The 12,140-nt window shown below is 62.8% G+C and carries 10 protein-coding genes; 4 read left to right on the forward strand and 6 right to left on the reverse strand.

Features of this window, described 5'->3' with window-relative positions:
* Positions 1–79: 79 nt before the first annotated feature.
* Both WDB88_RS13700 and WDB88_RS13705 read right to left on the reverse strand, forming a co-directional pair.
* On the reverse strand, positions 80–589 hold the full coding sequence (locus tag WDB88_RS13700) for a MarR family transcriptional regulator (protein WP_339109718.1): 510 nt from the start codon (positions 587–589) through the stop codon (positions 80–82).
* A gap of 178 nt (positions 590–767) precedes the next feature.
* Positions 768–1,412, reverse strand: a complete 645-nt coding sequence (locus tag WDB88_RS13705) for a TetR/AcrR family transcriptional regulator (RefSeq protein ID WP_339109719.1) — start codon at positions 1,410–1,412, stop codon at positions 768–770.
* A gap of 157 nt (positions 1,413–1,569) precedes the next feature.
* Between WDB88_RS13705 and WDB88_RS13710 the strand changes: the two genes are divergently transcribed.
* The 4 genes from WDB88_RS13710 to WDB88_RS13725 all read left to right on the forward strand — a co-directional run bounded on the left by WDB88_RS13710 (position 1,570) and on the right by WDB88_RS13725 (position 7,574).
* Complete coding sequence (locus WDB88_RS13710) at positions 1,570–3,102, forward strand: efflux transporter outer membrane subunit (RefSeq protein ID WP_339109720.1); 1,533 nt, start codon at positions 1,570–1,572, stop codon at positions 3,100–3,102.
* Entirely contained in the window at positions 3,099–4,727 is a 1,629-nt protein-coding gene (locus tag WDB88_RS13715; protein WP_330646921.1) for an MFS transporter, read from the forward strand. The genes WDB88_RS13710 and WDB88_RS13715 overlap by 4 nt, the downstream gene beginning before the upstream one ends.
* Positions 4,728–4,767: 40 nt before the next feature.
* On the forward strand, positions 4,768–5,802 hold the full coding sequence (locus WDB88_RS13720; protein ID WP_339109721.1) for an HlyD family secretion protein: 1,035 nt from the start codon (positions 4,768–4,770) through the stop codon (positions 5,800–5,802).
* A gap of 242 nt (positions 5,803–6,044) precedes the next feature.
* Complete coding sequence (locus WDB88_RS13725) at positions 6,045–7,574, forward strand: MDR family MFS transporter (RefSeq protein WP_339109722.1); 1,530 nt, start codon at positions 6,045–6,047, stop codon at positions 7,572–7,574.
* Between the two features lie 203 nt (positions 7,575–7,777).
* Here the strand turns inward: WDB88_RS13725 and WDB88_RS13730 are convergent, their stop codons facing one another.
* The 4 genes from WDB88_RS13730 to WDB88_RS13745 all read right to left on the reverse strand — a co-directional run bounded on the left by WDB88_RS13730 (position 7,778) and on the right by WDB88_RS13745 (position 12,040).
* A complete protein-coding gene (locus tag WDB88_RS13730) occupies positions 7,778–8,110 on the reverse strand; it encodes a hypothetical protein (protein ID WP_330646917.1) in 333 nt (110 codons plus the stop codon).
* Positions 8,111–8,123: 13 nt separating this feature from the next.
* Positions 8,124–8,966, reverse strand: coding sequence for a dioxygenase (locus WDB88_RS13735; protein ID WP_330646916.1), 843 nt, complete (start codon positions 8,964–8,966; stop codon positions 8,124–8,126).
* Positions 8,967–9,184: 218 nt separating this feature from the next.
* Positions 9,185–10,240 carry a maleylacetate reductase gene (locus tag WDB88_RS13740; RefSeq protein ID WP_330646915.1) on the reverse strand — a complete coding sequence of 352 codons (1,056 nt, stop codon included), beginning with the start codon at positions 10,238–10,240 and terminating at the stop codon, positions 9,185–9,187.
* Between the two features lie 153 nt (positions 10,241–10,393).
* Positions 10,394–12,040 carry a bifunctional 3-(3-hydroxy-phenyl)propionate/3-hydroxycinnamic acid hydroxylase gene (locus WDB88_RS13745; RefSeq protein ID WP_330646914.1) on the reverse strand — a complete coding sequence of 549 codons (1,647 nt, stop codon included), beginning with the start codon at positions 12,038–12,040 and terminating at the stop codon, positions 10,394–10,396.
* Positions 12,041–12,140: the final 100 nt, after the last annotated feature.

Here is a 12,140-nt window from a genome sequence, read left to right on the forward strand (position 1 = left end):
GCGGCAGCATTTGTTGCCGCAGCCAGAGAAAAACACAAGGAAACGGCCCCGAGGGCCGGAGAAATCCGGAAAAGAGAGATCATGTCGTTCCGATATTATCCTTTTTTGCAGATGCGTCCGCACCGGTTTCGGACCGCCCCACTAACGGGTCCGCATTCTCGATGAGACGCCGGAGCATCGCACCGAATTGCTGCACCTCCTCAGAACCGAAGCCCTGCAAATGCTGGTTGATCACATCGATGGCGACCGGCTTGAGCGCAGGATACAGCGCCGCCCCTTTTTCGGTGAGCGACAGGATGATCATCCGCCCGTCTTTCGGATCCGGGGCCTTTTGCACCAGACCGAGCTTGATCAGACGATCAAGCATCCGCGTCATGGCCCCGCTGTCATAATCCAGCCCGCGACACAGTTCGGCGGCGGTGCGATTGGCGCCCCCGCCAATGCGGATCAGGACAACAAGTTGCGGACCGCTGATCCCGAGGCTTCTGGCCCGCTTGTCGACCGCCCGTGACAAAAGCGAGGCCGCATCAATCAGCAAGCGCCCGAAATTATCCAGCGGGTCGTAATCGTGATCGGTCAGATGCGGCACGGTGGCTCCTTTCAAACGGCTGACAGACAGTTTCCCTGCCTAGGCAGTTATTTGGTCGGGAACGGGTGAGTGTCAAGAAACCGCGCCGCCCAGAATATAAGGAAATCTTGCACCGCCTCTGTGCAAATTTGCACCCACCTCCATCAAGGCACCCCGCAGCGTGGGGCGCATCACAGGTCTAGGACACCTGCGGCGCAATTCCACGAAACAGCGTATCAAGAACGAAATCCACCCATGCCACCAGCGCCTCATGGCTGGGCGTTTCGGGGGGAGATTGCGTCAACAGCCGCACCTGCCAATCACCCCGCAACATACCGGCATAAAGCGGCGCCAGACGGGCCACCTTGTCAGCGCTCAGGGCAAGCTCTCCGCGTTCGGTCGCGCGGGTCAGGAGGGCTTCGATCAGGGTCTGGAAGGTCAGCGGGCCAGACTGGAAGAAGATCCGGCTAATCTCTGGAAATCGAACGGTTTCTGCCACTGCTGCACGATGCAGCGCCAAGGAGGACGGCGCAAGGATAAGGTCGAGATAGGCCACCGAGACCCGATGCAGGGACATGCGCAGATCGTCGCGTTCGCTCGGCAGCCCCTCGAGCCGAGACATATGTGCCGAACATTCGGTCTGCAACACCGCCTCGAACAGCGCCTCTTTCCCCGGAAAATAGGAATAGACCGTCGATTTCGAGACCCCTGCCCGTTGCTGGATCATATCGGTCGTCGCCGCCGCGAAACCATGCGTCAGAAAGACCTCGCGCGCGGCGGCCAGAACCACACGGGCCTTTTCCGGCATTTCGGGCTTTTGCTCTGCATGCGTCATTTCTGCCATTTGGCGGACCTCGTCGAAAAAATCCCGAACAAGCATACTCGACAATTTGGGAAACGAAAGATAGTACCGCTCGGTACGGTTCAAAATCGAACCGAGCGGTATGGTCAGGATTCGCCTTGCCATATCGGGATGTCCTTTGCCATTGAGAACGAGCGCCATGCCTGCTGATTTTGCCACTTCCGGGAGACCCTCCCTGTTTGCGGGGTTGAAAACTTACGGCCCCTACCGCCCTTCCTTGCTGCTTGCGCTCAGCCTCGGTCTGGCCGGATGTGCCGCACTGCCCTCGAAGACCGACCCGACACCCGATCTGGCCATCCGTGCCGCCTTTCTAGCCGAAGCGACCACAGGCAGCCCTTGGTGGCAGGGCTTCAAGGACCCGACACTGGACCAGCTTGAACAGCGCGCGCTCCAAAACAACCTGACCCTGCAGCAGGCGGTTGAACGCATCGTGCAGAGCCGCCAGTCGGTCAAGATCGCCAATGCCAGCCTGCTGCCCAGCCTGTCGGCAGAGGGCTCCGTGCAGCGCGGTGCATTCAGTGCCTATGGGGCCGATGTCGCCGCAGGGGCCAGCCCGCAGACAGCCGATGTCTGGGATCTGGGCGTGCAGACCAGTTGGGAGGCGGACCTCTTCGGGCGGGCACGTAACACCAAGCAATCGGCACGGATGCAGGCCCTGTCCGCAGAAGACGAGATGCGTGGCGCGATGCTTGCGCTCACCGCAGAGGTGGCCTCGACCTATATCCAGCTGCGCGCCGCCCAGCAGGATGTCGTGACGATCCGTGAAACGCTGGATGTGGCCAACCACGCCGTCCGCATCGCCCGTGCGCGGGTCGATAACGGGATTTCCAGCGATAAGGATATCGCCTCGTCACGCGCCCAGCTTGCCGATGTGCAGGCCCTGCTTCCACGCGCCGAAGCCAAATCCACCCAGCTTATGAACAGTCTCGCGGCGCTGTTGGGCCAGCCCCCCCACGCGCTGGATACGCTGCTTGGCAAGGGGGGCAGGATCCCGACGCTGACCCACACCCCGCCCAGCGGGCTGCCCTCCGATCTGGCGTTGAAACGCCCCGATGTGCATGCGGCAGACGCCAATCTGCATGCGGCCATCTCGCAACGGCAGGCTGCAAAAGCCGATTTCTATCCGAGCTTCTCGATCAGCGCGCGGGCCGGCAAACAGGCCTTCGACCTGTCCGATTTCGATGCGTGGAACGCGCGCTATTTCGGCATCGGCCCGACCGTCAGCCTGCCGATCTTCTCGGGCGGCAAGATCGTGGCCAATTACGAACTCTCGCGCTCGCGCGAAAGAGCGGCGGCCAGCGCCTATCAGGAAACGCTGATCCGCGCATGGGAAGAAATCGCCAATGCGATGACCAGCGAGCGGAAAGAACGCCAGCGCCTGTCCTATCTGCGCCAGTCCGTCACTTATTATCAGGCCGAATTGCATAGCGCCGAACGCAATTACGAGGAAGGTCTGACCGAATATCTGCCGCAGCTCGTGGCGCAACGCGATGTTCTGACCAGCCGCCGCGCCCTGACCGAAGGACAGGCATCGGCCAGTATCGCCGCCGTCAACCTGTTCCGTGCCATTGGCGGAGATTACCGCCAACACCCGCCGCTTGCCAGCGCGCAGGCCCAGACAAAGGGCCAGCAGCCCGCCCGAAGCGGGGCCAAAACGGGAGCGGATAAATGACCGGCGCACCGGCAATGGCCGGACCGGGGGGGCAGGCACCGGCAGGCGGCCCGCCGAAAGGTCCGGGCGGCCCGCCGCCCTTCACCCGCCGCACCGCCGCGGCGCTGGCGGGGATCTTGCTGGGAGCCCTGATGTCGGGCGTCAATAACCGTGTGGGGGCCTTGGCCCTGACCGATATCTCGGCGCAGGTCGGCGCGGCATCGGATGCGGCCTCATGGATCGAAACCAGCTACACCGCCGGAGAGCTGCTGGTCATGCCCTTTGCCGGATGGTTCGCCATCACATTGGGATTGCGGCGCTTTCACCAGATCGCGCTGGCGATCTGCTGTTTCATCGCCATCCTGCTGCCCTTCACCCTGAACCTGCAACTGTTCATCGGCCTGCGTTTCGTGCAAGGCATGGCCGCGGGCTGTCTGGTGCCGGTGCTGATGATGGCGGCTCTCAAATTCATGCCCGCCAATATCCGGTTACACGGTCTGGCCCTGTATTCGATGACCGCAACCGTCGCCCCCAATATTGCGGTCAGCTTTACCGCCTTCTGGCAGGGCGAGGCGCCGCTCTGGCAATGGCTTTACTGGCAGATCATCCCTGCGGGGATCTGCGCTGCGGCACTGGTTCACTGGGGCCTGCCCAATGACCCGATCATCTGGCCCCGCTTCCGGCAGGGCAACTGGCTGGGCATGAGCCTGGGCATTCCGGGCCTCGGCCTGCTGGTTGTCGCCCTGACCCAAGGCAACCGTCTGGAATGGTTCGAAACCCCCTTCATCACCTGGAGCCTATGCGCCAGCGTGCTGTTGATCCTCGCCTATCTTGTGACCGAGTGGCGCCATAGCGCGCCTTTTATCAAACCGCAGCTTCTGGCGCGGCGAAACCTGTGGCTGGGCTTCTCGCTTCTGCTCTGCGTGCTGGTGCTGATGCTCTCGGCCAGCCTCATTCCGGCAACCGCTCTGGGCGCGCTGCACGGGTTCAAGGCCCTGCAGGTCGCACCGCTCTCGCTGATCGTGGCCGTGCCGCAGGTGCTGGTGGCCCCCGCCGTGGCGCTGCTGCTCTATCGGAAATGGATCGATGCGCGTCTGGTGCTCAGTACGGGGCTGATCTTTATCGGCATCGCCTGCTGGATCAACAGCCGCATCACCGCGACATGGATGGCCGACCAGTTCGTTCTGGCGCAGATCCTGCAATGTCTGGGGCAGCCGATGTTCATCGTCTCGCTGCTGTTTCTGGCAACCTCGGTGGTGCATCCGATGGAGGGGCCCTATATTGCGGGCACCGTGAACACCATCCGGGCTTTCGGCACCACGCTGGGCTCGGCGCTGATCGAGAAATTCCTCGAATATCGCGAGGCCTTCCACGCCGAACACATGCAGGATTCCATCGGTCGTCTGACCTTGCCGATGCAGGAAACGACGCGCGATCTTTTCGCCGTGGTGCCACAACAGGCGCTGATCCTGTCCAGCGCGGATGTGCTGATCGTTTTGGGCAGTTTCGCCTTCCTGCTGGCCCCTGTCGGATTGCTGCTCAAGCATATTCCGGCCCCAGATCTCAGCAAAGGCCCGCCCCCCGCTCCTGTCGCCCCGCGCCGCGATGCGCCCCCTCCGGCGGCCTCCGCCCCCGTCACGTCCTGAACCGGCATAGAAGCCGCCTCTTCCAACTAGGTCCGTTGCAATGTTCCGCTCTAAAAACATCCTGATTGTCGCCTGCATTCTATGCGCTCTCGGCGCAGGCTGGATTATTCTCAACCGTCCCGCCAGCCAGTCGCGTTGGCAGGTCACCGATGATGCCTATATCAATGCCGATATCGTCGCCCTCTCTCCCGAGGTGAGCGGCCGCGTCACCGAAATCGCCGTGCAAGAGCATGAAACCGTGCATAAAGATCAGGTGATCGCAAAGCTTGATGACCGCGATTACAAATTTGCCGTGGCCGCTGCACAGGCCCAGCTTGATACCTCCGATGCGGCTCTGGCCGCATTGACCGCGCAGATCGCCCAGCAAAAAGCCGCCATCGAGGAAGCCAGCGCCCAGACCACCGCCGCGCAGGCCAATCTGGAGCTGGCCCGTTCGGATGCCAACCGCTATGCCAATCTGGCACAGGACGGCTCCGCCAGCCAGCAGGCGCGCGAGACGGCACGCACCCATGTGACGACAGCACAGGCCGAACTGGCACGCTCGCAGGCCGCGTTGACACAGGCGAAGATGCAAAGTCAGGTGCTGCAAGCCAAACAGAACGAGGCCAGCGCCGCGAAAGCCAGCGCGCAGGCCGCGCTTGACAAGGCCAAGCTGGATCTGGACCGCACCGTGATCCGCTCGCCGATCGAGGGGATGATCGGCGTGCAAAGCCTGCGGATGGGCGCGCTTGTGGGGCCACAAACTGTGGCCTGCCTCGTCGTGCCGCCGCCGCAGGATCTGTATATCGACGCCAATTACCGCGAGACCCAGCTTGACCATATGACGCTTGGACAGCCGGTCAATATCGAGATCGACGCCCTGCCCGATACGACCTTCACCGGCCATGTCGCCTCTATCGCCCCCGCCAGCGGCGCAAGCTATGCCAGCCTGCCCGCCCATAATGCCACCGGCAATTTCACCAAAATCGTGCAACGCCTGATCGTTCGGGTCAGCATCGATCCGGACAATAGCGCGATCAACCAGTTGCGCGCGGGGATGTCGGTCGTGACCAGGGTCGATACCGCCAAGCACTGAGACGACAGCAGGCAGGCATCACGGTGCCTGCCTTTTGCATGGGCTGTGCAGGCATGCACCCATCGGGCGAGGAGAAATCCCGCGCATGCACTTTACAGGCTGTTCGAACCGGCGTTAAAAGCCGGAGCCTACCCAGCCCAGCCACCCGACCGTTGCGGCCTCCGGCCCTGTTCCGGACCCCCGCCCTAACGGAATCCGGCCAGCCAGCTTCCTGTCACGCATTACAAGGCCTGCAAGAGTTCATGACGTCCCAAACCTCCAATGATATCTCCACCGGCTGGCTGCCCCCGCATCTGCGCCGCGTTTTCTCGGGGCTGATCGTGGCAATGGCGCTGGCCGCTCTGGACCAGAGCATTGTCAACACCGCCCTGCCGCGCATGGCCAGTGATCTGGGCGGTCTGGCCCATCTCAGCTGGGTCGTCACCGCCTTCATGCTGACCAACACGGTCTCGACGCCGATCTATGGCAAGCTTTCGGACATGTTCGGGCGGCGCGTCTTCCTGCTGGGGGCGGTGATTGTGTTTCTGGTCATGTCGATGCTCTGCGGTGTAGCGCAATCCATGGGCCAGTTGATCGCCTTCCGCTTCCTGCAGGGGATCGGCGCGGGCGGGGTGATGACGCTCAGCCAGACCGTGATCAGCGATCTGGTCAGTCCCCGCGAGCGGGTGCGCTATCAGGGGCTGTTCTCGGGGGCCTTCGCCTTTGCCAGCCTGACGGGACCACTGCTGGGCGGGGTGCTGACCACGCTGCTTTCATGGCGTTGGGTCTTCTATATCAACCTGCCATTGGGCATTCTGGCGCTGGCGCTCCTATGGACGGCCCTGCCGCCCTCGCCGCCGCGCCGTAGCCACAAGATCGACTATCTCGGTGCGGGCCTGCTGATTGTCGGCGCCTCGGCGCTGCTGCTGCTGTTCAGTCTCGGCGGCTCGCTCTTCGCATGGGGATCGATGACAAGCCTGATCCTCGGGGGGATCGCCCTGCTGGCTCTGACGCTGTTCTTCTGGACCGAACTGCGCGCGGCCGAACCCATCATCAACCTGCGCCTGTTCCGTATCAGCGCCTTTGCAACGGGCATTCTCACCATGTCCTGCATGGGGTTTGCGATGATGAGCGCGATGGTCTTCCTGCCGCTCTACTTCCAACTCGTGCTCGGGCTGAACCCCGCACAGGCAGGGGCCATGATGCTGCCGCAGGTGATCGCGATGCTGCTGACCTCGACCTTCGGCGGCAAACTGTCCTCCGATCTCGGACGTCCCAAAATCTTCATGGTTGCAGGCATCGCCTTCGAAGCCGCAGGGCTTGGCATGCTTGCCGTTCTGGCGATGACAGGGGCCGCCTATCCCGCATTCTGGCTGGCTCTGGCGCTTTTGGGAACGGGGATGGGCATCGCCATGCCCAATGCCACGGCCATCGTACAGAACTCGGTTCCGAAAGACAGCATGGGCGTCGCAACATCGACAATGGCCTTCCTGCGCTCGATGGGCGGCACGCTGGGGGTCGCCGTGTCGGGGGGGGTGATGGCAATGGGGCTGTCCTCGAACCTGCGCGCCTTGGGGGGCGATATCGATGTGCAGGCCATCATCAATGGCGGCATGGAGGCGGTCGATACCCTGCCCGCCACATTGCGCCCCGAGATTGACGAGGCTTTCCGGCAGGCAATCACCGCAGCGTTCGAGATGGGCGGCATTGTCATGAGCGTGGCACTGGTCGTGGCCCTGACCCTGCGCGGCACGGCCTTCAAGCCCCGTCCCGCAGAGCCGCCGCGCGACTGACCCGGCACGCCGGGCATCTTCCGACCCAGAGCCCAAGGGGCGGCGCAGACTGTTTTTGCGGCTCCGTCGGGCGGGGCCGCAAGCGGCGCGATATCCCCCCCAACGGATGCAATCCCCGCAGGCCTGCTGGCTCCGCGCACATGGAAACGCCGCGCAACCCGAAGGCTGCGCGGCGCTGTCTTTGTCTTTCGGACAGGTCCGCTTTAGCGCAAAGCGAAATACCGCGCGGGGTCCATCATCGTCACCCGCACGGCTACCCGTACCTGCGCGGCGGCGCTGAGCATATCCTGCAGCTTCAGGGCGGCGGCCCGCACCTGCTCCAGACTGCGCTCGGGCTTTTCCAGCACCCGCAGATCCGCCGAGGCCTGCGCCTGATCGGGCAGCCCATAGACCGGAACAAGGGTCAGATGGCAAAACTCCATCGGCACCGAAAGCTCGCGGCAGAGCATCTGCCGGATTTCGGGCAGCGCCGCTTCGAGGGTCGAACCGCATTCGGTCCAGAGATCATGTGCGATCTGCATCGACATCAGGGGCATCGTTTTTCTCCGCTTACTCGGCCTGCGCGACCATGACAAAGTCGAAGGGGGAACGCCACATCGTCTCGCCATTGATATGTTCAAACGGGGCGACCAGCGTCTGTTTCACACCGAAAACGGCATCATCGCCCAGATAGACGTCATCGCCCACGAATGTATGCGTCACAATGGTCTTATGCCCCGGTGCGGTGACCATGAAATGCATATGCGCCGGACGGTTGGGGTGACGCCCCAGATGCCCGAGCATCTGTCCCACCGGACCATCATCGGGGATCGGATAGCTGACCGGCTTGATCCCGACGAAACGGTATACCCCGTCCGAGCCGGTGATGAACCGCCCGCGATTGTTCCATTTCGGCTGGAGATCGGGCTGCTGCACATCATAGAAGCCTTCGGCATTGTCCGACCACACATCGACACAGGCCCCCTCGATCGGCGTGCCATGCAGGTCGATCACCCGACCTTCGTAAAGGCAGGTATCGCCCTTGCCATCGAGGCTGATACAGGTTCCCATCTCGCGGATCGGCGCATTGGCCACATGGAACGGGCCGAACACGGTGTTCTCCGTCGCCCCTGTGGGCCTGCGGTTATTGATGGCATCCACCAGCATCGACACCCCCAGCACATCCGACAGCAGGATGAATTCCTGACGTTCGCCGCTGCAGATCTGTCCGGTCTTGGTCAGGAAATCGATCCCGATATCCCATTCTTCCTGCGTCAGTTCGACCTCTTTGACGAACTCGTGCATATGCCGGACCAAAGCTTCCATGACCGTCTTCAGACGCGCGGGCACAGTGTCGCCCATCCGTGCATTGACCGTCTGATCGGACGCCTCCTCGGTGAAAAATTTTGTCATAGTCACGTTCCTTATGTCAGAATCCTGCCAAGCCGGAGCCGGTTTCCGCCCCGCGGCAGCGCGGGCACGGGCCGGGCGCGGGCTTGACAAATCCGTATGAAAACAATGCGCCAGCCCCGCCTGTGGACCCTGTCCCTCAGGCCTGTCCCGCCACAGGCGACACGACCCGAAAGGGGCCGGATCGCGCGCGGGCAACTGGCGGGCGCAAGGCGGGCCGCTTAGGGCCTGTGGCCTTCCCATGCGGCTTGCAAAAGCGCACGGATCGCCTGCCGCTCGACGGGGCGCGGGTTCCAATAGGGGTTTTTCACGGCCAGATCCGCCGCACGGTCCAGATCGGCCTCGGCCAGCCCCAGATCACGCAGCGCCATCGGCGCCCCCAACTCTTTGGCAAAATCCCAAAGACCCTTGCCCAGATCACCCCCGAACATATCGGCAAGCGGCTTGAGATCCTCCGCCGCCGCCTGCGCATTATAGGCTGCGGTATGCGGGATCATCACCGAATGCGTCTCGGCATGGGGCAGGCCGAAAGAGCCGCCCAGAGTGTGACAAAGCTTGTGATGCAGCGCCATCCCGACAGATCCCAGCACCGTGCCGCACAGCCACGCGCCATAAAGCGCCTCGCCGCGCGCGGTCGCATCCTCCGGACGACGGACAATGGCGGGCAGAGCCTGTTTGAGCGCCCGCACCCCGTCCACCGCCATCATCGACGCCACGGGGTTCTTGTTTTGCGCATAGAGCCCTTCGATGGCATGGGCCATAGCGTTCAGTCCCGAAGTCACGCTCATCGCGACGGGCAGTCCCAGTGTCAGATTGGGATCATAGATCACCGTCTCGGGCAGGACACGGGCATCGCGCAGGGTGGTTTTGACACCCTCCTCGGTCTGGCCCAGGACGGGGGTCACTTCCGACCCCGCATAGGTCGTCGCGATCACCAGTTGTGGGCAATCATTGCGCCACGCGATGGCCTTGCCCAGACCGATGGTCGACCCGCCCCCGAGCGCGATCACGCAATCCGCGCCGGTTTCGGCATAGACCTGCATGGCCTGATCGGTCACCTCTACGGGCGTATGCATGGCCGCCCCCGCAAAGACACCAACGGCCTGTGCGCCCAGCGATTGCGCCAAGGCCTGTGCATCCTGCTCTTGGAACGGCGTCGAAAGCACCAGCGCCCGCGCACATCCCAAAGCACGCAGCTCCTCGGCCACCCGATCCAGCGCGCCACAGGCAAACACCACCCGCGCGGGATTGAGACTACAGATAAAATTCAGTGACATTTTCCCCCCTGTCCCGATCCGGCGGACCGGGCTTCCCAGAGTAGGAGACTACAAACAGACCAGCCGCGTAGCATCCTAATATTGAATGATTTCATATCTGAAAGATATGACCCCGTGCGATGCCCCCCGATATCGCCATCGGGGGGCGCCGGTTCAGGCCGAAAGCGCGGCTTCGACCGCAGGCACATTGAGCGACTGCATCACCTTGTCGAACCGCTCGCGCAGGGCTTCGGGGCTATTGGCCGTCAGAGCCACATAGAAATCCGGACGGATCAGCACATAGCGCGCATCGATCTCTTCCATCCACGCCTTATAGGTGCCTTCGCGGTCCAGCACATTGGCCTGACCGGCCTGTGCCGACATCTGCACCCCGAAGCCTTCCAGCGAGGCCAGCTGCGCTTTCTGTGCCGCGCTCAGCACCGCCATCGGATCGGTATCATAGCCGATCAGCACCCAGCCTTGCCCCACGGCCTGATCGAACAGATCGACCTTGCCATTGGCCTCGACCACGCCCTGCACCGACAGCTCGCCCGAATGCGCGCTGTCCTGACACCATGCCCCGTGACCCAGATGGCAGATATCGGTGGGCACGGGCGTATGGTTGCGCGCGGCCAGATCCGCGATCATCTCCTTGTCGCGCTTGGCGGCTTCGGCCTCGTCCGCGATACAGATGATCTGCCCCAGTTCCTGACTGAAATTGATGTAATGCTTGGCATGTTCGACGCGCTCGGTGGTATAGCTGTCCAGTGCCTCAAGGCCATATTTGCCTTCAAGGATACCGTTCAGACGCCAAGCCATCGCCAAGGCATCACGGACCCCCGCACACATGCCCTCGCCCGCGAAGGGCGGCATCAGGTGGGCGGCATCGCCCCCGATCAGGCAGCGCCCCTTGTTCCACAGCTTCGCCCACCGCGCCTGAAAACGGTAAACCGCCGCACGCTCAAGCTGGGAATTCTCGGGGGTGATGCCCCACGGCTCCAGCAGCTTCCACGCATTCTCGGGTTTTTGCAGCTCGGTCGCATCCTCGCCCGGCAGGACCATATACTCCCAGCGGCGGCGGTCAGGGCCGCCCGCCACGGGGCCCGGCCCCCCCGGCACGATCGTGGTGGGACGCACCGGATCGCAGAGCTGCCACTGGGCGGGCTCGTGCGGGCGGCTGGCCACGTAATCGAAATCGGGGATCATATCGAGGATCAGCCAGTCGAAGAAATAGCCCCGATCCTCGTTTTCGATCCCCAGCGTCTCGCGGACAAAGCTGTTGGCCCCGTCGGTGCCTGCCACGAATTTCGCGCGCAGCTGGCGGGTCTCGTCGGGACGGCCGCCTTCTTCGGGGTTGCGGCGCAGCGTCAGCGTGACGCTTTCGGCATCTTGCACCATCTCGGCGGCTTCCCAGCCACGAATGATCTCGACCGTTTCGAGCTGGTTGGCGATCTCCATCAGCCGCTCTTCGAGATAGGGCTGGTTGAACCAGTAGCGCACGCGCCAGCCCGACGCCGATTTGCTCTGCCAGTCAACGATCTGCAGATCCTCGCCATCGCGATTGCGCCAGTAATACAGCTCGTCATGGAAATTGATTGCCGGATCGGTTTCGGCATTGATGCCGAGTGTCGCCAGAATGCGGGCGATCTCGTGATCGAAGGTCACCGCCCGCGGCAGCGGGTAATAGGTGGTCCAGCGTTCGATCAGCGTCACGCGCTTGCCGCGCTGACCCAGCAAAATCGCCAGAAGATGGCCGACAGGCCCGCCGCCAACAATGGCCACATCGGTATCAAAGCCCTGAGGCTTGGCTGAGTTGTTCATGATGTCCTCCCTCGGACCTTCCCTGCTCTCCTCGTGCCGGCAAAGTCCGCAATATAACCCTGCGCTTGATTAGGATCGAAAAATGAATGATCGTCAAGTT

It is taken from the genome of Thioclava sp. GXIMD4216 (genome assembly GCF_037949285.1).
Classification (GTDB): domain Bacteria; phylum Pseudomonadota; class Alphaproteobacteria; order Rhodobacterales; family Rhodobacteraceae; genus Thioclava; species Thioclava litoralis.

What these genes read in the sequence shown, in the direction of transcription:
- WDB88_RS13705 (WP_339109719.1), bottom strand. Translation starts at nt 1,412, where the DNA reads ATGGCAGAAATGACGCATGCAGAGCAAAAGCCCGAAATGCCGGAAAAG.
- WDB88_RS13710 (WP_339109720.1), top strand. Translation starts at nt 1,570, where the DNA reads ATGCCTGCTGATTTTGCCACTTCCGGGAGACCCTCCCTGTTTGCGGGG.
- WDB88_RS13715 (WP_330646921.1), top strand. Translation starts at nt 3,099, where the DNA reads ATGACCGGCGCACCGGCAATGGCCGGACCGGGGGGGCAGGCACCGGCA.
- WDB88_RS13720 (WP_339109721.1), top strand. Translation starts at nt 4,768, where the DNA reads ATGTTCCGCTCTAAAAACATCCTGATTGTCGCCTGCATTCTATGCGCT.
- WDB88_RS13725 (WP_339109722.1), top strand. Translation starts at nt 6,045, where the DNA reads ATGACGTCCCAAACCTCCAATGATATCTCCACCGGCTGGCTGCCCCCG.
- WDB88_RS13730 (WP_330646917.1), bottom strand. Translation starts at nt 8,110, where the DNA reads ATGCCCCTGATGTCGATGCAGATCGCACATGATCTCTGGACCGAATGC.
- WDB88_RS13735 (WP_330646916.1), bottom strand. Translation starts at nt 8,966, where the DNA reads ATGACAAAATTTTTCACCGAGGAGGCGTCCGATCAGACGGTCAATGCA.
- WDB88_RS13740 (WP_330646915.1), bottom strand. Translation starts at nt 10,240, where the DNA reads ATGTCACTGAATTTTATCTGTAGTCTCAATCCCGCGCGGGTGGTGTTT.
- WDB88_RS13745 (WP_330646914.1), bottom strand. Translation starts at nt 12,040, where the DNA reads ATGAACAACTCAGCCAAGCCTCAGGGCTTTGATACCGATGTGGCCATT.